Source organism: Sorangium sp. So ce448, assembly GCF_051520915.1.
Lineage (GTDB): Bacteria > Myxococcota_A > Polyangia > Polyangiales > Polyangiaceae > Sorangium > Sorangium cellulosum_B.
Genome location: NZ_CP150343.1, coordinates 3,261,576 through 3,287,306, shown reverse-complemented (window position 1 = coordinate 3,287,306; position 25,731 = coordinate 3,261,576). Strand labels below are relative to the sequence as shown.

Below are 25,731 nucleotides of genomic sequence, written 5' to 3'. Positions count from 1 at the left end.
CGGCGTGATCGCCAGGCTCGTCCACCACGGGAAGGGGCCGCCGCGGGGACGCAGGACCCGTCAACCGGGGTACCACGTGACGCGCGGGTCATCGGGCGCGCGCACGTAGTCGAAGGCGGCGTCCGTGAGCCGCGCCAGGTCGTACTGCGGCCGCCAGCCGAGCAGGAACTTCGCCTTCGAGTTGTCCAGCCACGTCGAATGGAAGGGCGTCTTCACCTTCACGCTCGGCAGGCCCCGCGTCGCCTCCAGGTAACGCGCCAGCTCCCCGTAGTCCACCGGCTCGTCCATGCAGATGTTGAAGGTCTGCTGGCGAGCCTTCTCATGATGGATGGCCTTGAGGATCGCGCTGGTCAGATCCTCCACATGCACGAAGTTACGCTTCACCGGCTCGCCGTGGCGGTCGAGCATCACCGGCACGGCGCCCGAGCGGACGTACCCCTCCGCCGCCTCGGCGCCGACCAGATCGCGCCACCTCGGCCCTCCGAACACGTCGTCCCCGAAGGATAGCTGCGCCTTGAAGTCGTCCTTCTCCATGATCCACGGCGCGCGCAGGCAGCATCCGTTGAGCTCATATTGAATATAGTACTGCTCGAGCATGACCTCCTCGAGCACCTTGGACAGCGCGTAACAGCCCGGGTAGGCGCTGTGCCGCTGCGCCTCCGTGACGGGGACGGGGTGCGGATAAAAGAAGTGGCCCATCCCGGCGTCGCCCCCGACCAGGATGAATTGCTCGAACACGGGGCTCACGCGGCAGGCCTCCAGCAGCCAGAACATGCCCTTGACGGCCACGTCCATGATGCTCTCGGGGGTCTCCTTGCTGGTCGCCAGGTGCAGCACGTGGCTCACCCCCTCGATCGCCTCGTTGACGACGGCCCTGTCCTCGATGGCCCCGCGCAGCACCTCCACGCGCGCCGACCGCTCCAGCATGCGGTTATGGCACAGCGCGCGGACCTTCCACCCCTCGAACGCGGGGTTCGACAGGAACCTGCGGATGAATGTCTGGCCGACCTTGCCCGCCGCCCCGGTGACCAGAATTCGCTTGGTCTCGATCATTCTATCGCTCCTCGTTCTCGAGCATCATCCACGACGACCGTACTCTACCCCCCTGGCTGCGGGGGCCGAGCGGATCAGGACCTCTTGCATGACGATGAAGACGAGCAACAGCAGCCCGATGCTGATGTGGTGCCAGGGCGACGGCAGCCGTCCATCCAGGTTGATCACCGCCCGCACCATGCCCGTGATCATCACGCCCATCACGGTGCCGACGACGCTGCCAGCCCCCCCGGTCAGCAGCGTTCCACCGATCACCACCGAGGCGATGGCCTCGAGCTCCAGGCCGGCGCCGATGTTCGGCTTTCCGGCGCTGTCGATCAGCGCCGTCGTGACCCCGCCGAGGCCCGCGCACAAGCCGCACAGCGCGTACAGGCACACCGTCGTTGCGCCCAGCGGCACCCCCATGAGCAGCGCCGCCTGCCTGTCCCCGCCGATGGCCAGGACGTTCCGGCCGAAGCTCGTGCTGCGGCCGACAACCACGCCGAGCACGAGGACGACAAGGAACAGGAGCGCCGTCGCCGGGACCCAGGTCCGGTCCAGGCCAGGGATCGCCAGCGCGAAGCCGAGCTCATCGACGATCCAGTCCAGCACAGGGTGATCGATGCCGATGGGCTGCATGCTGACGAGGAACGCCGCGCCGCGGGCGAAGAACATGCCCGCGAGCGTGACGAGGAACGGGGGCAGAGAGAAGCGATGGATCAGGTGCCCCGTCATCGCGCCGAACGCGACCGACACCGCGAGGCCGATACAGAACGCCAGCAGCGGGTGGCAACCACCGGCCACCAGCGTGCCCACGAGGACCGTGGTGAGCGCGACGACGGAGCCGACCGAGAGGTCGATCCCCCCCGACAGGATGACGAAGGTCATGCCCACCGCGCAGAGGCCCATCGCCGCGTTCCCCTTGATCAGGTCGACAAGGAAACGCAGGCTTCGCGCCGCGTCGTAACAGACCAGCACCCCCGAGTAGAGCGCGATCAGGAGGACCGCGGTCACCAAGAGCGGCAGATCCCGCCGATCCCAGCTGAGCATCGCTACTGCCCCCGCTTGAGCCCGAGCAGCTCGATGAGCCGCCGGCGCGACTCCTCCGAGACGAGCAGACAGCTGAGCAGCATCACGCCGGCCTTGGGCATCGGCTCGATCTCGGAGGGGACGTGCTGGATGTACATCGTGGTGGAGAGCGTTTGTATCAACAACGCGCCTATCAGGGTGCCCCCAAGATAGAAGCGCCCGCCGGTGAGCGCCGTACCGCCGATCACCGCGGCGAAGATGGCATCCAGCTCCCGCAGGCGCCCCACGCGGTCGGGATCGGCCGTGGAGATGTACGAGGCGGCCACGAGCCCGGCGATGCCGGCGCACAGGCCGGAAAAGCCGTACAACCAGAGCTTGATGCGGCGGTCGTCGACGCCCGCGAGCCGGCTCGCCCGCTCGTTGTCGCCGATCGCTTCCATGAACAGACCGAGCGCCGTCCTCCGGCAGAGCAGCGCGGCGACGACGAACACGGCGGCCACCAGCACCATGGAGAACGGCAAGCCGCCGACGTGACCGTTGCCGATGAACGCAAACGTCGCGTCCGTGTGCGTCACGGGCTCCGCGCGGGTGATGAGCATGGCGACGCCGCGGACACCGACCATGCTGATCAAGGTCACGATGATGGGCTGGATGTTCAGCCCCGTCACCAGCGCGCCGTTGAACAGACCGACGCCGGCGGCGACGGCGAGGGACAGAAACGCGGCAAGGAGCGGCCCGAAGTGAGCCTCCTTCATCAGGATCACGCAGGTGGCGCCGGACAGCGCCATGACCGAGCCGACCGACAGGTCGATGCCCCTGACGGCGATCACCAGGGTCAGGCCGATCGCGAGGAGCATCACCTCCGAGCCCTGGTTGAGCAGGTTGATGGGCGTGCCGTAATAAGCCCCGTCGCGCTCGACGATGGAGAAGAAGTTCTTGGACAGGACGGCGTTGAACAGAAGGAGCGCCAGGAGGCCGAGCAAAGGCCAGGCCTCGCGGCGCCTGCGCAGGAGCAGCAGGACGCCCGCGCACCCCGTGAAGAGGAGGATCCCGATGCCCGTGGGGTTGGCGTTCGTGGGCGCCGCTTCCGTGATCTTCTCAAGCATCGGGCGGCGCCTCCTTTTGATGGGCGATGGCCTGGATGATGGACGAAGGCGTCACGGACTCTCCCACGAGCTCGCCCTGCTGCTTGCGGTCTCTCAGGACAATCACCCTGTAGCAGTTGCGCGCGACCTCCTCGAGCTCCGACGAGATCAAGACCGTGGCGACCCCCTTCTCGCTGAGCGACTTCACCAGCGCCTCGATCTCCAGCTTGGCGCCGATGTCCACGCCGCGCGTGGGCTCGTCGAGCAGCAGGATCCGCGGCTGCATGGCCATCCAGCGCGCGAGCAGCACCTTCTGCTGGTTGCCGCCCGAGAGCAGCTTGACGGGCGTCTCCGGGGACGGCGTCTTGATGCTCAGGGTCTTGATGTAGTGCTGGACAAGACGCTCCCGCTCGTGGCGCGGGAGCACCCGCAGCGCCCCCTGGGAGGCCTGCAAGGCGAGCAGGAGGTTCTCTCGCACGGAGAGGTTCGGGATGATGCCATCCACCTTGCGGTCTTCAGGGCAGTACGCGAGGCCGGCCCGGATCGCGTGCCGTGGCGTCTTGATGTCGGTCGCGCGTCCGTTCACCGCGAGCTCGCCGCGATCGGCGGGCTCGATCCCGAAGAGCATCCTGGCGGTCTCGCTTCGACCAGAGCCGAGCAGCCCCGCCAGCCCCACCACCTCGCCGGGCCGAAGCGCGAGCTCGATGGGTCCGATGACCCCCTTTCTCTCGAGGCCGCGCGCGGCGAGCGCCGGCTCCGCGGCGCTCGCCCCCCCTCCCGGACCGGCAGGGCCGACTGGCGCGGCCCTGTCTTTTGCGCCGAGCTTGACGCCCAGCATCGCCTGGACGAGTTCCAGGCGAGGCAGCTCGCTGCTCGCGTACTGCCCCACCAAGGAGCCATTCCTGAGCACCGTGATCGTGTCGCTGACCGCGTAGACCTGATCCAGGAAGTGAGTCACGAAGAGGATCGCCAACCCCTGCGCCTTCAGCCCCCGCATGACGTCGAAGAGCCGCAGCGTCTCCGCTTCATCCAGGCTGGAGGTGGGCTCATCCAGGATCAGGATCCGAGCGTCCACGGCGAGCGCGCGGGCGATCGCGACCATCTGCTGCAGCGCGGTGGGCAGCGCCGCCACCGATCGCGACACGTCGAGGTCCAGCGAGAGGCGCGCGAGGGCCTCACGCGCCTTCGCGCGGACGGCGCGCCCGTCGATCAGGCCGAAGGACCGAGGCTGCCGGCCCAGCATGATGTTGTCCGCGATGGAGAGGTGCGGGATGAGGCTGATTTCCTGGTGCACCGCGCTGATCCCCAGCGATTCTGCGTGGCGGGGAGAGGTCGGCCGGATCACCGCACCGCCGAGGCGCAAGGTCCCGGCGTCGGGAGAATAGACGCCGGTGAGCAGCTTGATCAGCGTCGACTTGCCGGCCCCGTTCTCCCCCATCAACGCCTGGATCTCGCCGGCGCGCGCCTCGACGTGCACGTCGTGCAGAGCGCGAACTCCGGGGAAGGATTTGCTGAGGCCCTCGACAGAGAGCAAGGCTTTCGAGACAGGCATGCGGCTGCTGCTCCGTACGTGAGCGCCGCGGACGAGCGAGCTCACGAGCGTGATGGCGCCCGCGCCGCCCCAGCGGGGCGCCGGCGCCGATCTCTCCTCAGTAGGGCCGCGAGCCGATGGCCGCCGCCGCCTGCTCGCGCTCGAAGATCTGGCCAGGGACGATCGTGCGCTTCGGCACCTTCTCACCACGCACGATCTTGTCGATCGTCTCGAAGAGCAGGGGGCCGTGAAGGGGGTTGCACTCGACCGTCGCGTTCAGCTTCCCCTCCATCATGGCCTCGAACGCCGGCTTCACGGCGTCGATCGATATCACCTGGATATCCTGCCCGGGCTTCAACCCCGCCGCCTGGATCGCCTGGATCGCCCCGAGCGCCATGTCGTCGTTGTGAGCGTAGACGGCGTTGATCTCGCCCTTGTGCGCCGAGAGCAGCGTCTCCATCACGGCTTTCCCCTTGGTGCGCGTGAAGTCACCGCTCTGGCTCGCGATGATCTTCATGTCCGGATGCTTCGCGATGGCCTCGGCGAAGCCGGTCTTGCGCATCACCGCCACGTCCGCCGCCGGCGTGCCCACGAGCTCGATGATCTGCGCCTTGCCGTTCGTCTGCTTTGCGAGCCACTCCCCTGCCCGCCGCCCCTCCCAGACGAAATCCGCGACCATCACCGTCTCGTACAGATCTTCCTCGGCGTCCACGCCCCGGCTCGTGAGCACCACCGGGATCCCGGCGCGCTTGGCCTCCTTCAACGTCGGCTTCCAGCCCACGGATTCTTGCGGCGCAATGACGATGACGTCGACGCCCTTGGTGATGAACCCGTTGACGGCGTTGACCTGGTTGTTGTGCACGTTCTGACCATCAGCGAAGAGGAGCTGCACGTGGCGCTTCTCCGCTTCCTCCTGGATCGACTTGCTGTGCGCGATCCTCCAGGAGCTCTCGGCGCCCGTCTGCGAGAAGCCGACAACGATCTCGGTCAGCTTCTTCGGCTTCCGCTGCGCGGTCTCGGCGCCCGACGCAGGCTTCTGGCCGGCGCCCGCGGCGTCGCTCTCCTCGCGGGAGCAGCCGGCGGCGACGGACGCCGAGCCCAGGATGGCCAGGAACATCCTCCGTGACACGTGGTTCTGTGGGTTCATGTTCTTCAACATAGATCACGCCGCCCCAACGGTTGTCCTCCGGCAGCGTCGCCAGCGCCGCCGGATCTTTGAAGGGATCATCTCCGGTGAACAGCACTCGAGATTTCACGACAGCCGCCGAACAAGGGCGGGATGCGGTGTTCTCCGGAGGAGCACCCTCGGCTCGATGCCAATCCCCATCGTCCGGCGATCGCTCCCGCGACGACCGAACGAACGGAGTCGGTGAAAAAATCGATCAGACGATGAAGGCCTCGGTACGTGTGTCGGCCCGAGCAAGGCGCAGCAACAAGGATACCCCTCCGAGGCAATGTGAACGATCACATGGGCAGCGTCAATTCCAATCGACCGGTCTGCAACGAGCCCGAGCCCGAGGGAGCGCGAGGCGGGCGGGGCTCCTCCGGAGCGCCGCGGCAAGAGGCGCGGGCACGCTACCGCGATCGCCCCTCTTGACGCGGCGCTCCGGAGGAGACCTGTCTGCCCTCGGGGCGCGAGGACGGTCGCTGGCGGCCGTTTCGAGTTGACATCGGGAATGTGAACGTTCACACGACGTCTTCGGGGCGCGACGCTGCTGCCTGGGAAGCAGCGGATCAGCAACTCTGCTGCTCGAGGCGCAGAACGACAACTGCGCTTGTCAAGGCGAGAGGAGGAGAGTAATCCACACGGCAAACGCAGGAGGAACAGATGTCACGAGCTACAGCCACGTTGAGGACCCGGGATGGCCACCAGCAGAAACAGCGCTTGATCGGCGCCCTCCAGCAGGCGGGCGTGCAGCACGCGGTCGAGACGTATGAAGGCGCGAAGCACGGCTGGGTCCCCTCCGATTCAGCGGTGTACAACCAGGCCGCCTCCGAGCGCCACTACCAGACATTGCTCGCGCTGTTCGACGCGACGCTCAAGTGGGAAGCGGGCCGCGATCACCCACAACCTCGGCGGCGATCCCAGGGGCGCGCGCCTGCCGCTCCTCGGCGCGCTCCGGCGCGCCTTGGCACAGAACGCACCACGTGTAGCTACGTAAACACTTGAAATCATTCGATTCTAACCGGGTACGCGACGTGCATCGCGGCATCCCGGCCGCGTCCGACGTCGGCGCGTGACGACCCTGGCGGCCGAGGAGATCCACATGCACATCCGTTTCCGCTTCGCTTTCATGGTGGGAGGCCTTCTCGCGCTGGGAGCGTGCTCGGGCGGCTCGAGCTCAGCAGAGGGCGGTGACGGAGAGATCCCCGGGAGGGGCACCGGCGCCGACCCCGGCGCCGATCCCGATACGGCCTTCGGCACAGGCGCCGCGGTCGGCTCAGCCGCTTCGGGAGGTGTGTCGGATGGAAGCGGTCCTCCGAGCGAGGGCTCCCCCGGCGGAAGCCTGGGCACAGGCGGCGCTGGCGGCGCTGGCGGCGCTGGCGGCGCTGGCGGCGGAGCCAGCATCGATCCTGGCACGCTCACCGCCGGCGTCTGGGACGACAACCGCAACTTCGACTTCTTCCTCTCGTACCGGAGCACGCTCTCTTCGCAGCAGCTCCCGGGCGTCTTGCCCTTCACCGAGGCCGATCACCAGGCCGCGCACAGCCTCTTCTCGGCGCCTCCAGGAAAAAAGGAGACGCTCGACGTCTCGCTCGTCATCGACACGACCGGCAGCATGAGCGATGAGATCACGTATCTCCAGACGGAGTTCATCGCGCTCTCCGACTCCATCTTCGCCAGGTACCCGAACGCCCAGCAGCGCTGGTCGCTCGTCCTGTACAAGGACACCGAGGACGACTACATCGTCCGGTGGTTCGACTTCCGCGCCGATCCCGACGAGTTCCAGGAGAAGCTCGCCGAGCAGGCAGCCGGCGGCGGCGGCGACTTCCCGGAGGCGCCGGACATGGCGCTCTCCAAGGCGGCCGACCTCTCCTGGCGTACGGGCGGCGACACCGCGCGCCTCGCCTTCTGGGTCGCTGACGCGCCCCACCACGAGGAGAACGCCGCGGCGATGGCGAGCGGGATACGAGCCCTGAAGGACCTCGGGGTGGCTGTCTATCCCGTCGCGTCGAGCGGCGTGGATGAGCTCACCGAGCTCAGCATGCGCTCTGCCGCGCAGCTCACGGGCGGCCGATACCTCTTCCTGACGGACGACTCCGGGGTTGGCGGGGCGCACAAGGAGCCGACGATCCCCTGCTATTTCGTCACCAAGCTCGATCGCGCGATCCTGCGCATGGTCGACATCGCGCTCTCCGGCGTCTACCGCGAGCCGGAGCCGTCCGAGATCCTCCGCACCGGCGGTGATCCCCAGGACGGCGCGTGCCAGCTCGCGTCAGGCGGCGAGGTGCTCGTGTTCTGATCGGACCGCCGCTCGTCGCCCCCGCTGGCCCATGGCCGTTCCTCTCACGCCTGCAGCACGCGCAGCGACCCGCGCACCACCCCGTAGCTGCCCTCGGCGCGCAGCCCGCGCGCGACCTCGGCCGGCGCCACCTCCCCGGCGAGCAGCCGCCGGTACGCCTCCACCACCCGCCGCGCCCCCTCGGCGTCCTCCCGCACCAGCTCGATCCGGAACCGCCGCACGCCGCAGCTCGCGAGCCTCGGCACGAGGTGCGCCGCGCTCTGCGGCGCCGCGTGGAACACCGTGTTCCGACACCCCACGTCCGCCTCGAGCGGGTGATCCATGCCCGCCCGGTCCCGCAGGGACAGCGCGTGATGGTCGCACGGGCGGCCGCAGGTGAGGTGATCCTTGCCCTCGGACAGCGTCGCCGCGATCACGCAGTGCTCCATGTGGAAGAGCGGCATCGGGTGGTGCACAACCACCTCGGCGAACGGCCCGAACGGCGAGTCCAGCAGCGACTCGAGCTGGGCGGCGTCGAGGTCGAACGACGGCGTGAACGCGGCGAGCCCCCGCGAGAGCACCTCGCGCGCGGCCAGCTTGTTCGTGACGTTCAGCGAGAAATCGCCGATCCGGGGCACGCCCGGCGTCTCGTCGAGCAGCGCGCCGAGGCCGCGGACCAGGATCGCCGCCGGCCCGAGCGAGAGCAGGTAGCGGTCGATCTTCTCCTCGCCCGGCTTGCGGATCCGCGGGGGCGCCACCCCGACGGAGGCCCCGGCCGCCATCAGCTCGCGCGCCGCGGCGCCGAGGCCGACCATCTCCAGGAAATCGAGGTAGACGCCGCTCGCGCCGGCGTCGAGCGCCGCCCGCGCCTGCGCCACGTTGCGGCACAGCACGAAGAGGCCCGGCGCCGGCGGCGGCGCGTCCGGCGGAGCGACGCCCGCGACGAGCGCCTCGGCCGAGAGCGGCGCCGACGGATGGGGCCGGTGCGACGCCTCGATCAGCGCCGCGACGAGCGCCCGGCGCGCGCGGTTGAGCGCCGACGGCGGCACGAGCGCGGGCCCGTCGAGCGACAGGCCGACGCCGCGCAGGGCGAACGGCGTGTCGCCCAGCCGATCCAGCTGCTTGCGCAGCGTGGCCTCGTCGAGCGGCGATCGATCGGCGCGGCCGAGCGGCGTGTCGAGCTCGACCGAGGCCGACGCCCCGCCCTCCGTCGCCGCCGAGAGCCGCGGGCGCTCGCCGAGGCGGCCCTCGAGGTGGACGTCGATCGCCACCCGGCGCTGGGCGCGGTCGAGGGCATCGCGGACCTCGCGCGCACCGGCGGGGTCGCTCGTGCGAAAGACCCGGCGCCCGCTCAGCCCCCGCGCGCCGCTCAGCACGTCCTCCGGCAGCCGCCTGTCCGGGCCGAGCCAGACCTCGACGTCGCCCCCCGCCGGCGCGCGCTCGACCTCGCGGCCAGCGGCCCACAGGCCCCAGATGCGGCCGCCGATCTCGCCCTCGCCGGCGAACCCGCCCTCCACGAGGATGCCCTCGCCGCGCGCGAGCGGCCGGGTAGCGCGGACGACCACGACCTCGTGGCCGCGCCGGCGCGCGGCGCCGCGCGCCTCGCCGACCTCGATGCCGCGGTGATCGCAGGTGCGGCCGTCGACGAGGCGCTGGTGGTCGACCCCGCGCAGGAAGCCGGGGCCCGAGCCCCGCGAGAACGCCTGGAGCGCCGCCTCGCGCTCCGCGGGCCCCGGACCCGCCCCCTCGCCCAGCGCCGCGTCGATCGCGGCGCGGTAGAGCCGCGCGGTCGCGCCGACGTACTCCGGGCCCTTGAGGCGCCCCTCGATCTTCACCGAGGCGACGCCGAGCGCGACGAGGTCGGGGATGACGTCGGTGGCGTCGAGATCCTCCGGCGACAGGAGGTAGGCCGCGTCGCCGAGGTCGCGCAGCGCGCCGTCGACGACGAGGCGGTACGGCAGGCGGCAGGCCTGGGCGCAGGCGCCGCGGTTGGCGCTGCGGCCGCCGATGGCCTCGCTCGTCAGGCACTGCCCCGAGTAGGCGATGCAGAGCGCGCCGTGGACGAAGACCTCGAGCTCGACGTCGGTCGCCCGGCGGATGGCGGCGATGTCGTCGAGCGAGAGCTCCCGGGCGAGGATGACGCGCGCGGCGCCGAGCGATCGCGCGAGCTCGACGCCGGCCGCGTCGGTGCAGGTCATCTGCGTGGAGGCGTGGATCGGGAGCCCGGGCGCGAGCGCCCGCGCGAGGCGCATCACGCCGAGGTCCTGGACGATGACCGCGTCGACGCCGGCCGCGGCGCACGCCTCGATCGCGCCGCGGACCGCCGGGAGCTCGTCGTCGAACACCAGCGTGTTCAGGGTGACGTAGCCCTTCACGCCGTGGGCGTGGAGGAAGCGCACCGCCTCCTCGAGCTCCGCCGCGTCGAAGTTCGCGGCCCGCGCGCGGGCGTTGAAGGGCGACGCAGCGCCGCCGCCCGCGGCGCCCCCCCGGAGGCCGAAGTAGACGGCATCGGCCCCGCCGCGCACGGCGGCTTCCATGGCGGCGCGATCACCGGCGGGAGCGAGGACTTCAGGGCGCGCGGGCCGCGACATGCGGGCGGTTCTAGCAAGGGGTGGCGCGGTTGTCGCTCTCCAGGTGGGGCGTGGGGCGTGGGGCGTGGGGCGGGGCGCGGGCCATCCCTACCGAAGAGCCTGCCGGACGGCGCGCCTTGACCTCGCTTCGCGACGTGAGGCACGATCGTGAAGCGGCCTACCCGGCCGGGATGTCGATGAACAGACACGGATTTCGCTTCGGGCGCGCGCTCTCGAGGGCCGCGCTCTGGCTGCCTGCCGCGCTCCTCTCGGCGGCGCCCGCTTGCGGCGGCGACGACGACGCCCCGGCGCCGCGCTGCGAGGCTCCCTATTCGGTCTGCGGCGGGGCCTGCGTGGCGCTGCACGCCGATCCGGAGCACTGCGGCGCGTGCGGCCAGGAATGTCCGGCCGGGGAGGCGTGCGTGAAGGGCGCCTGCGAGCCGCTGGGGACCGGCGGCGGCGGTGACGGCGGCGGCGGGGGTGGCGGCGGTGACGGGGGTGGCGGCGACGGCGGCGGGCCATCGGAGTGCCGCGAGGGCCGCTACGTGAAGCGCTGCGGCGACGAGTGCGTCGACACGCGCACCGATCCGGACCATTGCGGCAAGTGCGGCGCGGAGTGCCCGCCGGGCCGCGCGTGCTCCGGATCGGTCTGCCGGCAGACCTGCCTCCCGGGCCTCACCGACTGCGCCGGCAGCTGCGTGGATCTCGCCGCAGATCCGCAGCACTGCGGCCGGTGCGATCGCGCCTGCGACCCCGGGCGCCCCTGCGAGGGCGGCACCTGCGCGTGCAGCGCGGAGCCCTCCCAGGACATCGGCTCCGCCGTCCCGCAGCGGGTGAGCGGCACGACGATCGGCGCCGACGACGGCCGCTGGCTGACCTGCTCGGGGCCTGGCGCAGCCGATCAGGCGTTCCTGTTCACGGCGCCTCACGCGGGGACGTACCTGTTCGACACCTTCGAGGCCCCGTACGACACGGCGCTCGGCGCGCTGCGGGCGGACACGTGCGAGGAGCTGGCCTGCAACGACAACGCGGGGAGCGTCCAGTCGCAGATCTCCGTCGATCTCGCCGAGGGCGAGCGCATCCTCGTGGTGGTGAGCGGCGCGGGCGGCGCGCAGGGCGACTTCACGCTCCGCGTGGCCGAGCCCGGGCCGGTCCAGTGCGCGCCGACCGCCCTCGATCCCGTCGTCCCGCAGACGGTGACGGGCACGACCGTCCTGCGCGAGGACACGGTGGTCGCCGACTGCGACATCAGCGCGACCCCGGACGCCACGTACACGTTCACGGCCCCGTCGGACGGCACGTACGTGTTCAGCGGGCGCGCCCCGTCGGACCTGATCGTCGAGGTCCGCGAGGACGGCACGTGCACGGGCCGCTCGCTCCACTGCCGCTACGGCGCCGGCGAGTCGAACGCGTTCGCGACGCTCGAGGCCGGTCAGACGGTGCTCGTCGCGGTGGCGGATCCGGCCGGCCCGCTGGCGAGCTTCACGCTGGAGATCGTCGAGGCCCCTCCGTGCCCGGCCGTCCAGATCGGCGCGACCCTGCCGCAGACGGTGACCGGGAACAACGAGCACCTCCGCAACCTGATCTCGGCCTGCGCGACCTTCTCGACCGGGGGCGAGGCGACCTACGGCTTCACCGCGCCGCGCGAGGGCATCTACACGTTCGACGCGAGCGGCTCGAGCTTCCCCGTCCTCATGGAGGCGCGCCGCGACTCGTGCGCCGGCGATCTCGTCGCGTGCGTCGACGGCCTGTTCGAGCCGGCGCTCATCACGCTCTCGCTCGCGGCCGACGAGACGGTCATCCTCGTCGTGGACACCGCGGGCCCGACGGGCGACTACAGGCTCGAGGTCGACGAGGTGCAGTGCCCGCTCATCGATCTCGGCCGGATGGTGCCGCAGACGCTCACGGGCACGACCGCGGATCTCGCCGATCACCTCGCGCCGGACTGCGCCTCTCGCGGGGCCCCCGAGGCGACCTATCGCTTCACCGCGCCGGCCGACGCGCTCTACATCTTCGACACCGAGGGCTCGGCGCTCGATACGGTCCTGGACGTGCTGAAGGGCTCGTGCTCTGGCCCCTCGCTCAGGTGCAATGACAACGTGGACCCCGCGGGGCTCGTCACCCACTCGCGGGCGAGCCTGTTCCTCTCCGCCGGCCAGACGGTGATCGTCTCCGTGGACAGCGTGTCGGCGAGCGGCGATTACACGCTCAACATCACCCAGCGGGAGGCGCCGCCGTGCCCTCTCTTCGCGCTCGACGCCGTGGTCCCGCAGTCGGTCACGGGCAGCACCGAGGGCTATCCCGATCTCCTGGCGCCCTCCTGCGCCACGGCGCCCGGCGGCGAGGCGACGTACAGCTTCACCGCGCCTGTGGATGGCTTCTACCGCATGAACACCGTGGGTTCCACGATCGATACCGTCCTGTCCGTGCGCGACGGCGGGTGCAATGGCGACGAGATGGCCTGCGTCAAGGATAGCAGGGACTCGAGCAAGCTCGTTTGGCTCGACGCCGGCCAGACCGCCCTGATCAGCGTCGACAGCCACGGCGCGGAGGGCGACTACATGCTCAACGTGGACCTCTTCGACGGCACCGGCACGTGCGATAAGCCCATCGAGCTCACGCCCCTCGCCTCCCAGACCGCGACGGGGACGACCAAGGGGAGCCTCGCCAGGGTGGACGCGAGCTGCGGCGGCATCGACGCGCCTGAGGTGGCCTATCTGTTCACCGCGCCGGAGGCGGGGACGTACACGATCGACACGGTCGGCTCGGACTACGACACCGTGCTCGCCGTCTTCGACGGGGACTGCTACGGCGAGGAGATCGCGTGCAGCGACGACGTGCTCGGAGACGAGCTGCACCTGTTCACGTCGGAGGTCACTGTGTCGCTCGACGAAGGGCAGACCATCGTCATCGTGGTCGACGGCGCGTTCGAGGAATCCGGCGTTTACGAGCTCAACATCCATCCGTAACCAACCGCGCACGGCGCACCGCGCACCGCCGCCGTCGAGCGGCGCGGAGCGCCTGGCATCCTCGGTCCAGGCCAACTACCCTGGGGCCATGATCAGCGGTGTGGTGGAGCCGGTCCGGCTCGGGGATACGGCGCTTCCAGACGGCCGGCGGCTGGGCTGGGCGGAGTGGGGGCCGGAGGACGGCATCCCCGTGCTGCTCTGCCCCGGCGGCGCCACGGGCCGGTCGATGGGGTTCGGGGGCGACGTCGTCGACGGGCTCGGCGTGCGGCTGATGTCGGTGGATCGCCCGGGGCTCGGGGCGTCGGACCAGGCCCCGGGCCGCACGCTCGGCGGCTGGGCGCAGGACATAGGGCGCTTCCTCGAGGCGCGGCGGCTGTCCGGCGTGGCGGCCGTCGGGTTCTCGGCGGGCGCGCCGTTCGCCCTGGCCTGCGCCGCGGCCGGCGTCGTGGATGGCGTGGCCGTGGTCGCGGGGACCGATGAGCTGGCGAATCCGGTGTTCGCCGATGCGCTGGCGCCGGACGTGAGGCGGCTCGTGGAGCTGGTGGCGACCGACGCTGGGCGCGCGGAGGCGTTCTTCGGCGGGTTCAGCGCAGAGGCGATGTGGGGCTTCGTCGTCTCGACGCTCGCGGACGTCGACCGCGCGGTGTACACCGCCCCCGTGTTCGAGCGCGCTTACCGGCGCGCGATGGATGAGGCGTTCTCGCAGGGGCCGGCCGGCTACGCGCGCGACACGGTGCTCACGATGAGCCCGTGGCCGTTCGATCCGGGGAGCATCCGCGCGCCGGTCGACCTGTGGTACGGCGCGCGGGACACGAGCACTGTGCACTCGCCGGACTTCGGGGCGTCGCTCGCCGGGCGGCTGAGCGCGGCAGAGCGGCGCGTGCTCCCGGAGGCGGGAGGGTCGCTGCTGTGGACGCATGCGGAGGAGATCCTGCGCTCGCTGCTCGGGCGCACGCGCGGGCGGTGAGCCCCTGGCGATGATCGAAGGTGACCCCGGCCGCCGTGGCGGTCGCCGCCGACGGCGGAAGCGGCCGGGGTCAGAGGGCGGTCAGTAGAAGCACACCTCGAGCGAGGGGCGGTCGGTGAGAATGCCGTGCTCGCTCGAGCGGTAGCTGGTGAGCGCCGTCAGGTCCTCCTCCAGGAGGAGACCGTGGTTCGGGTGCACGCCGTCGACCCACGCCTGGACGAGCGCTGTCAGGTCGACTGTCGCGACGCCCGACGACGCCCCGACGAGCGTCGCCTCGACGGCCGGCTCGAAGCCGTCGGCGAAGCTGCTCCAGGTGACCGTGGACTCCTCCCAGGCGCCGTTGACGCGGTGCACCCGGATCTCGCCCGTGCCGGAGCTGTAGAGCGTCGTGCTGAACGTGGCCGACTCGACCGTGGCGCCGTACGGGATGGAGTCGAGCGCGAAGCGATACAGCGCGTTCTTCTCCGCGCCGCGGCTCAGCCCCGTGTGGAGGTAGGGTGAGCCGCCCTCGTTGTAGCTCGGGTACAGCGCCCAGATCGTCGCGTCTGCCACCTGGCCGTGGACGCCCCGCCGGATCGTCACGCAGGTGACATCGCAATGGCCGTCCCCGTCCGCGTCGGGGCAGCCGACGGTGCAGTCGGCGTCGCAGCCGTCGCCGCCGTCGGTGTTGCCGTCGTCGCACTCCTCGCCGTCGTCGAGGATGCCGTCGCCGCAGACAGGCGCGTCGGCGACGCTCGCATAAGCGAAGACGAACGTGTTCGGCTCCCCGAGATCCGGTCCGCCGGGGGTGTTCGGCTGGCCGAACGAGTAAGCCTCGGCCGCGACGGCGGCCAGGGCGCTCCGGGCGTCGTCCTCGGTGCCGGCGGCGCCGTAGAACGTCTTGAAGACCTTGCTCTCGCCGGGCGCGAGCTCGCCGAAGTCGAAGTCGAAGAGCGCGCCGTGATCGGTCGGGCCCGCGTCGGTCACCGGGCCAGGCTGAAAGCTGGTGAACGAGAACGGGTTGGCGCTGTTGAATCCATTGGTGTCCGTGCGGAACAGCTCCGAGGCCGTCCCCATGTCGATGGTCACGTACTCGTCGAACGGCGTGGGATAGGTGTCCCAGTCCATGACGCGCCGGTAACGCAGATCCACCGGATCCGGGCTGATGTTGTCGATGGTCACGACCACCTCGTAGAGCCAGGGGGTCAGCGCCGACGGGCGGTAGTCGTGCGTGACGATGAACGTCGAGCCCACCTGGACCGTGGAGACAGCGGTGCTCCCCGTGGACGAGAAGCTCAGGACCGTCATGTTCACGGCGCCGCCGTCCTGGGACACGTTCGCATAGCCGGTCACCCCGGAGGTGGCGTCGCCGACGCCCCACCCCTCGGCCTGCGCGCCCGGCTCGACCGACGGGTTGGTCGTGGGCAGGTAACGCAGCCCCAGGTACCCGAAGCCCAGAGGATCCCCGGGGAACGGGAAGTTCAGGTGGCCCTCGCAGTTGACGCCGAGCTGGACGTTGCCGTTATCGATGATCGCGCCGCAGGGATCGCAGGCGTCGCCGTGGCCATCACCGTCGCGGTCCGCCTGGTCGGGGTTGTAGCTGAACGGGCAGCTGTCATTGCCGTCGCAGAGCCCATCTCCATCGCTGTCGTACGCCCCCGATCCTGCGCAGGAGTCGCAGGCGTCGCCCACGCCGTCGCCGTCGCTGTCCGCCTGGTCGGGGTTGGTGTTGTCCACGCAGTTGTCCGCCGAGTCGCAGGTCCCGTCGGAGTCCCAGTCGGATTCCCCGGCGGCGTAGCAGGCGTCGCACGCGTCGCCTCGGCCGTTCCAGTCGCTGTCTTCCTGACCGGGGTTCGGCACCTCCGCGCAGTTGTCGCAGGCATCGCCCAGGCCGTCGCCGTCCGCGTCGCTCTGGTCGGGGTTGGAGGCATAGTAGCAGTTGTCCGCCGAGTCGCAGAGCCCATCGCCGTCGCTGTCGTACATCCCCGGGCCCGCGCAGTAGTCGCAGGCGTCCCCGATCCCGTCGCCGTCCGCGTCGCTCTGGTCAGGGTTGTAATAATAGCAGTTGTCTGCACCATCGCAGGAGCCATCGCCGTCGCTGTCGTACGATCCCGATCCTGCGCAGTAGTCGCAGGCGTCCCCGATCCCGTCGCCGTCCGCGTCGCTCTGATCAGGGTTGTAATAATAGCAGTTGTCTGCACCATCGCAGGAGCCATCGCCGTCGCTGTCATACCCCCCGGGCCCGGCGCAGGCGTCGCAGGCGTCGCCGAACCCGTCGCCATCCACATCGCCCTGATCCGGGTTGGCGGTCGCGCGGCAGTTGTCGCATCCCTGGCCCGCGCCCACCGCGAGGCCGTCGCCATCCACGTCCGCACGCCCCACGGAGCCGACGTTGAAGGTGTAGCTGCCGCAGAGCTCCCGATCGGCGCAGCTCGGGTTGGCGTTGGCCGGGTCGCCGTCGAACAGGCACGCTGACGCCGCCCCCTCGTCCGACGCGACGTCGACGCGCACGTGGCCCCACGCAACGGTATCGTCACCGACCGTCTCGACCTGGAAGTCATTACAGCTCGCGGGGTTGTAGAGCTCGAGCAACGCCGGATCGGTGATGCTCACCTGGAGCGGCGTGCTGTTGCAGCCGCAGTCGTTCGAGCTGGGTACGGTGTCGAGCAGCGTGCCGTTCATGTACAGCGCGAAGCTGTTCACGCCGCAGTCCGCGTGGCCGATGGTGTACGTGATCGCGGTGGTGGCCGCGTGCGCCGCATCGGGCAACAGCACGCAGCCGAGTAACAAGCCAAGCGTACGGAATAACAAGAAGCCAATTTTGACACGACGGCGCATGGTTCCTCCTGGGTCTCGGGGCGCTCGCACCGGAGCGCACGGGGGCAAGGTGCAGATCCGATCGCCCGGGAAACACGCCTATCACAGGTGCCGTCACAGCGACGATGACAAGCGATTACAGCCGTCGACGGCGCCAGCGCGTCGCAAAGGCACCTTGACGACGGCCGTCCCGCACATTCGTGACCACGGCGCATCCAGGGCACCGCGGCCGGCGCATCCCCTCCTCCAGGGACCTACGCAGACACGGGCGATATCGGCTTCGTGCTGCGGGGTTGACAGCGGACTACACATGCGGCGGCGCGAGGCCCGCGCTCGGGACGGGAGCTCCGAGCGGAGCCCGGCCCGCTGCGACCCGATCCCGGCCTTCGTGTCGAGCGGGGCTACTTTCTCCGTCGCGAGTCTCGCGCGGAACATCCTGCGCGCGCCCCTGTCCCGCCGGTCCATGCCTCGTTGCGTGGCCCGGTTCTTCGTCCTCGCGTACGCCATCACAGGAGCTGGGATGGCGCGGCTATGCCCTCCGGCGGCTCCTTCCGGCGCAGGGGCCCGTGCGCGCCAGCCTCGTCCTCGGCGTCGCGTGGACCTTCTGGCACCTGCCCGCCCTGTGCCTGCCGGGCGTCCCGTGGTGGTCGTGGGCGCTCAGCCTCGTGTTCATCACGTCGCTCAGCGTGCTGATGACGGCGCTGCACCTCCGATCCGGCGGCAGCGTGCTCGTCGCGTGGGCGGCGCACCTCGGCATCCACCTCGACAACGTCTCTCGCGCGCACATGTCCGGCGACGGCGCCGCGCCGCTCCTGGTCACGACGATCGTCGCGCTCGTGGCCGCGGCCATCACCGCTCGGTGGATGCAGATGCAGACACGAGGCGCCGGACCACGAGCCCTCGGAGAGCGTCAGTTGTCGCTGAAATCACCATAAAGATCACCACGAGGAGCGTCCGCCTTCATGAGGTCCAGGAGCGCTGGCCAGAACGCGGCCTCGGCGTCGATGCCGGCGTCTCCGATCGCCGCCGCGTCGGCGGCGAAGCGCGCGAGCGCGGGCTCCAGGGTGGCAATCGCCGCGGCGGGGTCCGAGCCGTACGCTTGCGCCGCGTCGTGCATCGCTTGCACGAGGAGCGCGAGCGCCACCGTCTTCTCGACGCTCGCCTGCGGCATCACCACGCCGCGCTCGTCGAGCGCCTCGCCGTCATAGCGCGCCGAGAGGGAGCTCGTGACCGGCTCTCCCGAGCGGTCGACGTAACTGAGCGCGACCTCCACCTCCGACCCGGCAATCTCCTCCGGCGACGCCGGCGTGAGCGACAGGAGCAGCGCCCCCTTGCGCTTGCTGAGGAACACGCTCGCCACGTCGAGCGAGGCGATCGACGTCTCGCCGGCCTCCCCTGTGGGGAAGCCATACGCGTGGGTGAGGGAGAGGCCTGGCGAAGGGGTCGCGACGAGGCTGAGATCATGGGCGATCGGCGTCGCCATCCACGGCCAGTTGTCTTCCATGAAGGGTCCTACCTCGTCGGCGTCCATCAGGCTGAAGGCGTTGGCTCCGCGCAGGTGCGACATCCGGTTCATGACCTCGACGCCTAGCCCCAGGCCCAGGCCGAAGACGGTGATCCCGATACCGTCTTCCGCGCCCTCCGCGACCAGGTGCTCGAACTCGCTGCCGTCGGTGGCTCCCACGTTCGGCTGAACGTCGGTGAAGAGCATGACGCGGACCTCGTCGGCCGTGCCCTTCGCCTCGCGCGCGAGCTCGTACGCTCGGATGAGGCCCGCCTCCATGTTGGTGGAGCCGTTCTCCGAGAGCCCGTCGATGGTCTGCTTGATCTCGGGGTCGTCCCCTTGCGTCCAGTCGAGCCGCGTGCTGACCGACGAGCCATAGGTGACGAGCGCGAAGCGATCGTCCGCGTCGAGGCCGCTCGCCACGTTCCCGAGGAGTGAGCGGGCGATCGCCGCGGGCGTCCCGCCTGCGCCGTCGCCGTAGCCCCACGACATCGAGCCCGATACGTCGACCGTCGCGACGATCGCCATCGACGGCCGCTTGAACGTCTCGGGATCGATCGTCGACGACATGCCGACCTGCACCCACGCGGCGCTCTCGCCCTGCGCGTCCGGGGCGATCCCCATCGCTGCGCGCACGCAAAGGAGCGTCGCGCACGGCGCGCCCTGGAGCGGCAAATCGTGCTCCGAGAACATCGCCTCGACGAGGAACGCCTCGGCCGGCGGCACCCTGCCGTTCTCGACGAGGCCCCGTGCGAAGCCCATATCCTTCACGCCCCCCGGCGTCGCGCCGAACTCGCCGGTGCCGCCGAAAGAGCCCATATCGCTCGCGCCGATTTCTGCGCAGCCGACCATCGCGATGCCCGACGCCACCGTCATGATGAAGCCAAAGAATCGGTTCATGCCATCACTCCTTCGAACGCCGGGCGGACAGGTTCGCGCAGGATCGCGACACGTCCTCGCCCCGCGTCCTGCCGCGACCGGTGCAGCTTCAGTGCCAACGCCGCGACGCACGCTTCGTCTGGTTCGGGCGCGCATCGACGCGCCATTCCGGCCCGATGCATGACAGCGGCGTCAGGGCGCAGGCGCTCCGGTGAGCCACCGCTCGCGACGACCGCGCCGGCTCAAGCACCCTGAATCCATCGGACTCACGCGTCTGCGGAGCCGGGCGCCCAGGTCAGGCTGTGGGTGCCATCATTCCAGCGCCGGGAAAGGGCGCCTCCCCCTTCGAGGGCAGCACGATGTCGGCGCTGAAGTCGATCTTCTTGCCCTGGGCCTCCACGTGCACAGAGACCTTGTTCTCGGTGACGGTGCCGGTCACCACGTCAGGCGTCGGCTTCTCGCCGTAGATGTACTTCTCAGCCTGCTTGCGGATCTCCTGCCTCTGGCAGTGCCACTCTGCTCTGGTGGAAACGCTGGTTCCGTCGAGCCTCGTGAACGGGTCGGGCAACCTGGAGATCTTGGGTAGAGCGCTCGCCTCGGTGTTCACCATGTCGCGCCGGTCTTCCACGGCGACACGGTCTATGGAGAGAGCACTGTGCTCGCAAAGGAGCTCGTCCGCGAAGGCGACGGGCAGCTGCCCTCCGCAGCCCGCCGCCCTCCTGGGAAACTGACGCCGTATCGCCGACCTGCCCACGCATCGAGCGGGCCGCCTTCACCCGATGATCAGCGGGGCGGCGGCGAGCGCCCGCGCCTGCGCGAACAGGTCCGGGCGCGCCCGGTCGTGAGACCAGCCCTCGGGGTACGAGGCCACCGCCGAGGGGCGATCGCGCACGCGGCGCTCGTAGGCGTCGAGCGCCGGATGACCGGCGAGCGACAGCCCGCGCCGCTGCATGTAGGCGAGCACCGGGTAGAACGCGCAGTCGGCGAGCGTGAAGGCGTCCGACGCGATGAACCGTGTCTTCTGGGCCCGCGCATCCCACAGCGCGAGCTCCCGCTCCACGCCCGAGAGCGCGCCCAGGATGGCTGCTCGCCGGTCCGGCGACACGGCCTCCGGGCCGGCCTCGAAGAGGCCCTCCAGCGGGTCATAGACACACGCGGTGGCCTCGGACTCCTGCGCGAAGGCGAGCGCGCGGGCGAGCGCGCCGGGCTCGGCGAGCGGCGGGAGGAGCGGCGGGTCGGGATACCGCAGCTCGAGGTACGTCAGGATCGCCAGCGACTCGTTCATGACGGCGCCGTCTGGCTCGACGAGCACCGGGGCCTGGCCGCGCGGGTTGAGGGCCAGGAACTCCGGGGTGCGCGTCTCGCGGGGCTCCCGCATCACGCGCATGCGGCGCGGCTCGAAGGCGAGGCCCTTCTCGTGAGCCGCCATCAGGACGCGCCAGCTCGAGATCGAGCCGTTCACGAAATACACCGTGCGCTGAGCGCTCATCGGTCGCCTCCGGGCTCCTCCGACGCGCGGAGCGTGCGAAAATTGAGCGCCTCGAAGCCCGGGCGGTACGCGGCGACATCGAAGGTGGGGTCGATGTTCTCGGCGCGGAAGAGCTGCAACATCCGCTCTGCCTCGCCGCGCTCCGCCGCCTCGCGCTCCGGCTCGGCGACCGCGGATCGGGCCCGGGCGCGCGCCTCGGCCTCGGGGCGATCGGACGCCGGCGCCCCGACGCCCCAGACAGCGCCGGTCGCCGGATCGTGAAACGTGCCGATGTGCCGGAACGTGAGCGAGATCCGCGAGGGCGACGTCGGGCCGCCGCCCTCACCCTCCGTGTCCCCCTCCTGCCGGATGGCGTGATAGAATCGGCGGTTCGTCTCCAGGTCCATGACGAGCAGCGAGCCGTGCGGCAGAGGGACCTTCTGGACAGCACTCCCGTCCTCGGCGCGCTTCGGCCGGAGCACCATGGTGCGCTGTCGTCCGAGCGAGACATTGACGATGAACGACGGGCGCGCGAGGTCGAGCGTCTTGTCGGAGTGCTCGCTGATCCAGTCGCGCCCCGTGCGGTAGAGCTGGAGCAGGCAATGGTTGAGCGGGTGTCCGACGCGGCGCTCGACCTCCCTGCGAATGCGGTCGACGGCGGGCGTGAAGGGGCAGAGCTCGGGCTGCTCGTCGACCGGGTGGCGATAGAGCGGCATGGCGCCGTCGGGCGAGCGCTCGCCCTGGATCGCGACGAGGCGCGGCACCTCCCCGCCGCGGTGGCGCATCGTCGTCCAGGCGACCTCGCGCTCGACGGCGGCGAAGGCGCCGGCGTCCCCGGCGAGGCGCTCGTCGAGGACGCCGCACCACAGCGCCGTCTCGCCCGCCCCGATGCCGGCGATGTGCACGGGCCCGGGTCCGTCGGAGAGCAGGTCGGCCCAGCTGCGGCGCCGGCCGCCTAGGCCCTCGATCTCGCGCAGGGCCACGGCCTGTTTGCCCGCGGTCCCCGCCGCGGTCGCGTCCCCGAGGATGTCGACGTCATAGCCGAGCCGGCGCGCGTCGCGGGCGGCGGCGAGGACACAGACGTTGGTCGCGACGCCGCACAGGACCACGGCGGTCACGCCCGCCTGCGCCAGCCGGGCGTGTAGATCGGTCTCGCGGAACGCCGAATACCAGCGCTTCTCGACGTGCCATTCCGCGGTCCCCGCGGGGCGCTCGCCGCGCACCGGGACGAGCGCCGGGAACAGCTCGGCGCCCCACGTGCCGCGGGCGCAGCACGCGCTGCCGGTGTGCGTCTGCCCGCGGAGCGCGTCCGGCGCCGCGTCGATCTCGCCGTAGACCGACGTCACCCACACCACGACCCGCCCCTGGGCTCGCGCCGCGCGCGCGAGCCAGGCCACGGTCTGCGCGAGCTGGTGCGGATCGCAGTGGCGCTTCGAGAACGCGCCTCCCTCCGCGAGGAAGTCGTTCTGCATGTCGATGATCAGCAGCGCCGTGCGCGCAGGATCTTGGGAGGGCGCCCCAGCTCTCACGTCCATCGTGTCCTGGTACCACCGGGCGGTCGCTCGGCCAAGCTCCGGGGCCGCGACGCGGGGCGCGCAACAGAGAGCGCCAGGCCGAGCTCACCGAGGATCATCGAGGCTCCAGCGTCGAACAGGGGTGCGTGGACCTCCATGACGATCGAAGAGGTCGAAGCGGGGACTCGACAGCTCGTCGAGAGCGCCAACGACACGGATGTCAGCGCGTCCTCGGTGCGCTCGTCCCGCCCGACTGGTCGTTCCGCCCGCTGGCGAGCGTGCCGAGCACCGTGACGGACGTCGCCTATGACGCGGGCTCCGGTCGCGTGCTCGCGCTGAACGGCGGGCGCCTTTCGACCCTCGATCTCGCTTCCGACGCGGTCATGGATCTCACGAGCGCGGACGCCGATCTGGGGAGGGCGCTGTCGCTGGATCCAGCCGGAAACAGGGCGCTCTCCGCGTCGGCGAACGCCATTTCGGGCCGGGCGGTGAGCGTCGACGCGACGGCGCGCCCCGCCGACGCGAGCTACAGCTTCATCGTCCACACCAACGAGGGCCTCAGCATCTCGGGGCCTATCGAAGGCATCACCGGGCGCGACACGGCCTCGTGGGAAGCCTTGGCCCTCGACAGCATCACGAACTTTCCCGAGCGGCGCGCCGCCACCCTCGCGCTGATGGACTGGGCGTCTCAGGCCACCCTCGAGGTTCGCCTCGCGCACGAGCCTGCGGGCAAGGCGCTTGCGTGGGTAGCGGAGGTGCCATGAGGGTCCTGCGCGTCTCCTGGCCGCTCCTGCTCCTCTCCGTTCTGGGGTGCGAGGACTCGGTCTCGGGCTTTCTGAGCTGCGGCGTCGAGATGTGCAGCGCCCGGCAGGAGTGCGTCAGCTCGGCGCTGGGCCCGACCTGCGTGTGCACCGAGGGGTTCGTCGACACCGAGTGCATGACGTGCGCGTCCGGTTACAAGCTGACCGGCAACCAGTGCGCGCTCATCCCGCTCGACTGCGCTGTCAACCCGGAGCGATGCGGTCCGGGTACGGCGGGATCGGCTGCGCGAGCTGCGCCGAAGGCTACCTGCAGGATTCGACGACGGGCGCCATCGAGGACGCCGTGGATGGCAGCGGCGCCGTGGGTCCGCTCACCTGGGATGGGGCGACGAATCGGCTCTACGCGCTCGGTGGACCGAGGTCATTCTCCCTGCTCAGCATCGATCCCGCCGCGAAGACGGTGGTGCCGCGGTTCGAGACGGGGCTGGCCGGGGCGGCGGATCTCGCCTTCGACGCCGCAAACCAGCGGGTGCTCGTGCTGCGCGACACCTTGTTCGCGGTGAGCCTCGCCGACGGCGCGGTGACGGAGCTCGCGCCGCTGCCCCCGGCCACGATGGGCATCGAGATCGGCGCCGACGGCGCGCTCCTCGCGCTGTCGGCGACCGACGCGGACGAGGCCGCCGCCCGCGTGCAAGCCTGTCGCTCGACCGCCGCCGCGCTCGGTCTCGACGGCTACGCGGGCGCCACCGGCCGCTTCGTTCAGCCGGACTCCGGCGTGGACCAGGTGACCCTCGCGGCCGCGACGCCGGACAAGCTGGAGGTGCAAAGCTATCTGGGCCGAGGCGGCGACAGCGCCCCGCGGACCGTGCAGATCACCGCGGACAACCCCGACGCGTTCCTCTGCCTGGCCCTCGAGGAGGCGACCCTTGTCAGCGTGGCCGCCGGGGCGAGGTTTCGGGCGCTCGTCATCTACGCGGCGGACGACCCGATCGAGCTGCAGATCGAGGACGGATTCGCGGGCGGAGCGGTGCCCCTGATCCATCTGGGCGGCTATGCTCCGGCCTTCACGCGCCCGGATCGAGAGGACATCGTTGTCTACACACCAGAGGAGTGGGCCGCGCGCGGGCTGGCCGTCGATCCGCGCTTCCACCGCCCGGGGCCGGGCGTCCTGCACACGCTGGACGGCGCGTTCGCCGTGAGATCGAGCGTGCCCCTCTCGGGAGGCGTCATTCCCGGAGGGCCGCTGGCCCGCTGGGAGCCGGTCGCGCCATGAAGCGTTGTCCTGAACGCCACAACGGACCGCCTGCGCTCACCGGAGGACACCGTCTCCCGACCCAGGGGAGCAGGAGCTCTGACGTGTCCGCCCACGTCGTCAGGGGTCGTACAGACCTCGTGACTTTGTTGCGTCCCGTTCCAAAGGGTCTCTGTGCCTCCGCCAGACACCGACGCTCTCGCCGTGGCGTCCGGCCCTCGCATCCGCGCTGCCGAGAAGGTCGAGGCCGGCGGGCCGACGCGCCGGCCCGTTGGCCCGTTGGCCCGCCGGACCGCCGGACCGCCGGACCGCCGGACCGCCGGCCCGATAAAAAGATGCTGTATGTCCGAGTGTTCTTGCCTCGATTGGTGTTTACTTGAGACGTGACCCGAGCGTACCTTGAACAAAGGCAACGCCCCTTGGGGAGAGGGGGCGTTCGAGCCGCGCGGGCGAGCGCTCGAGTGGCCTTCATTGCCTGCGAGGGGAGGCGGCGGTGTCTCGAAAGAAGATCCTGCTGGTGGACGACTCGGAGACTGTCCTGATGATGGAGCAGATGATCCTCCGGAAGAGTTATGACGTGGTCACTGCCAGGGACGGCAGCGCGGGGGTGGCCAGGGCGCTCGCCGAGCGACCTGATCTGATCCTGCTCGACGTGATCATGCCGGCCATGGATGGATTCGAGGCCTGCCGGAGGCTGCGATCGGAGGAGGCGACGCGGGAGACGCCCATTGTCCTCGTCACGAGCCGAGGCGAGGTCTCGCACAGGGAAGAGGGGTTTCGCTGTGGCTGCTCCGACTACATCACGAAGCCCATCGATTCCCTGGAGCTCCTCGAGAAGGTCAAGAGCTGTCTAGGCGAATGAGGTGAAGACCGACATGTCGCGTGATGGACAAGCGGAACGCGGGGTGGAGCACGCGGTGCGCCGCGAGCG

General features: G+C 70.5%; 19 protein-coding genes. 8 read left to right on the top strand and 11 right to left on the bottom strand.

What is annotated here, in order from left to right; translation table 11 throughout:
* Nucleotides 1-60: 60 nt before the first annotated feature.
* The 5 genes from WMF45_RS12750 to WMF45_RS12730 form a co-directional block, all read right to left on the bottom strand.
* Entirely contained in the window at nucleotides 61-1,053 is a 993-nt protein-coding gene (locus WMF45_RS12750; protein WP_437717181.1) for an NAD-dependent epimerase/dehydratase family protein, read from the bottom strand.
* Nucleotides 1,054-1,077: 24 nt separating this feature from the next.
* Entirely contained in the window at nucleotides 1,078-2,082 is a 1,005-nt protein-coding gene (locus WMF45_RS12745) for an ABC transporter permease subunit (protein WP_437717180.1), read from the bottom strand.
* Between the two features lie 2 nt (nucleotides 2,083-2,084).
* Nucleotides 2,085-3,167: an ABC transporter permease gene (locus tag WMF45_RS12740; RefSeq protein WP_437717179.1), complete on the bottom strand. Its 1,083-nt coding sequence runs from the start codon at nucleotides 3,165-3,167 to the stop codon at nucleotides 2,085-2,087.
* Entirely contained in the window at nucleotides 3,160-4,698 is a 1,539-nt protein-coding gene (locus WMF45_RS12735) for a sugar ABC transporter ATP-binding protein (RefSeq protein ID WP_437717178.1), read from the bottom strand. Before WMF45_RS12735 ends, WMF45_RS12740 begins: the two co-directional genes overlap by 8 nt.
* A 97-nt stretch (nucleotides 4,699-4,795) precedes the next feature.
* The gene (locus WMF45_RS12730; RefSeq protein ID WP_437717177.1) at nucleotides 4,796-5,824 is read right to left on the bottom strand and encodes an ABC transporter substrate-binding protein; all 1,029 of its coding nucleotides are present in this window, start codon (nucleotides 5,822-5,824) and stop codon (nucleotides 4,796-4,798) included.
* Between the two features lie 681 nt (nucleotides 5,825-6,505).
* Here WMF45_RS12730 and WMF45_RS12725 point away from each other — a divergent pair.
* Nucleotides 6,506-6,847, top strand: a complete 342-nt coding sequence (locus tag WMF45_RS12725; RefSeq protein WP_437717176.1) for a dienelactone hydrolase family protein — start codon at nucleotides 6,506-6,508, stop codon at nucleotides 6,845-6,847.
* Between the two features lie 97 nt (nucleotides 6,848-6,944).
* Nucleotides 6,945-8,141, top strand: coding sequence for a vWA domain-containing protein (locus WMF45_RS12720; protein WP_437717175.1), 1,197 nt, complete (start codon nucleotides 6,945-6,947; stop codon nucleotides 8,139-8,141).
* Nucleotides 8,142-8,185: 44 nt separating this feature from the next.
* Here the strand turns inward: WMF45_RS12720 and WMF45_RS12715 are convergent, their stop codons facing one another.
* On the bottom strand, nucleotides 8,186-10,711 hold the full coding sequence (locus WMF45_RS12715; RefSeq protein WP_437717174.1) for a DUF3656 domain-containing U32 family peptidase: 2,526 nt from the start codon (nucleotides 10,709-10,711) through the stop codon (nucleotides 8,186-8,188).
* A gap of 176 nt (nucleotides 10,712-10,887) precedes the next feature.
* On the opposite strand from WMF45_RS12715, the gene WMF45_RS12710 reads away from it, so the two are divergent.
* Together WMF45_RS12710 and WMF45_RS12705 are read left to right on the top strand one after the other, a co-directional pair.
* On the top strand, nucleotides 10,888-13,659 hold the full coding sequence (locus WMF45_RS12710) for an MXAN_6577-like cysteine-rich protein (protein ID WP_437717173.1): 2,772 nt from the start codon (nucleotides 10,888-10,890) through the stop codon (nucleotides 13,657-13,659).
* Nucleotides 13,660-13,747: 88 nt separating this feature from the next.
* Entirely contained in the window at nucleotides 13,748-14,626 is an 879-nt protein-coding gene (locus WMF45_RS12705; protein WP_437717172.1) for an alpha/beta fold hydrolase, read from the top strand.
* Nucleotides 14,627-14,707: 81 nt separating this feature from the next.
* Here WMF45_RS12705 and WMF45_RS12700 read toward each other — a convergent pair whose 3' ends face one another.
* On the bottom strand, nucleotides 14,708-17,380 hold the full coding sequence (locus tag WMF45_RS12700) for a DNRLRE domain-containing protein (protein ID WP_437717171.1): 2,673 nt from the start codon (nucleotides 17,378-17,380) through the stop codon (nucleotides 14,708-14,710).
* Nucleotides 17,381-17,622: 242 nt separating this feature from the next.
* Between WMF45_RS12700 and WMF45_RS12695 the strand changes: the two genes are divergently transcribed.
* Entirely contained in the window at nucleotides 17,623-18,357 is a 735-nt protein-coding gene (locus WMF45_RS12695) for a CPBP family intramembrane glutamic endopeptidase (RefSeq protein ID WP_437717170.1), read from the top strand.
* On the opposite strand, the gene WMF45_RS12690 is transcribed toward WMF45_RS12695, so the two are convergent.
* The 4 genes from WMF45_RS12690 to WMF45_RS12675 all read right to left on the bottom strand — a co-directional run bounded on the left by WMF45_RS12690 (nucleotide 18,333) and on the right by WMF45_RS12675 (nucleotide 22,808).
* Nucleotides 18,333-19,826 carry a vWA domain-containing protein gene (locus WMF45_RS12690; protein ID WP_437717169.1) on the bottom strand — a complete coding sequence of 498 codons (1,494 nt, stop codon included), beginning with the start codon at nucleotides 19,824-19,826 and terminating at the stop codon, nucleotides 18,333-18,335. The two genes, WMF45_RS12695 and WMF45_RS12690, sit on opposite strands and share 25 nt — an antisense overlap.
* A gap of 274 nt (nucleotides 19,827-20,100) precedes the next feature.
* Nucleotides 20,101-20,415 (bottom strand): hypothetical protein, encoded by a 315-nt coding sequence (locus WMF45_RS12685; protein WP_437717168.1) that lies wholly within the window; start codon nucleotides 20,413-20,415, stop codon nucleotides 20,101-20,103.
* 162 nt (nucleotides 20,416-20,577) lie between these two features.
* Nucleotides 20,578-21,294: a glutathione S-transferase family protein gene (locus WMF45_RS12680; protein ID WP_437717167.1), complete on the bottom strand. Its 717-nt coding sequence runs from the start codon at nucleotides 21,292-21,294 to the stop codon at nucleotides 20,578-20,580.
* The gene (locus WMF45_RS12675) at nucleotides 21,291-22,808 is read right to left on the bottom strand and encodes an isochorismatase family protein (protein WP_437717166.1); all 1,518 of its coding nucleotides are present in this window, start codon (nucleotides 22,806-22,808) and stop codon (nucleotides 21,291-21,293) included. The genes WMF45_RS12680 and WMF45_RS12675 overlap by 4 nt, the downstream gene beginning before the upstream one ends.
* Nucleotides 22,809-23,077: 269 nt before the next feature.
* Between WMF45_RS12675 and WMF45_RS12670 the strand changes: the two genes are divergently transcribed.
* From WMF45_RS12670 to WMF45_RS12660, 3 genes are all read left to right on the top strand, one after another.
* The gene (locus WMF45_RS12670; RefSeq protein ID WP_437717165.1) at nucleotides 23,078-23,551 is read left to right on the top strand and encodes a hypothetical protein; all 474 of its coding nucleotides are present in this window, start codon (nucleotides 23,078-23,080) and stop codon (nucleotides 23,549-23,551) included.
* Nucleotides 23,552-23,804: 253 nt separating this feature from the next.
* Nucleotides 23,805-24,821, top strand: coding sequence for a hypothetical protein (locus tag WMF45_RS12665; RefSeq protein WP_437717164.1), 1,017 nt, complete (start codon nucleotides 23,805-23,807; stop codon nucleotides 24,819-24,821).
* A gap of 472 nt (nucleotides 24,822-25,293) precedes the next feature.
* Entirely contained in the window at nucleotides 25,294-25,662 is a 369-nt protein-coding gene (locus WMF45_RS12660; protein ID WP_437717163.1) for a response regulator, read from the top strand.
* The last annotated feature ends 69 nt before the right edge of the window (nucleotides 25,663-25,731 follow it).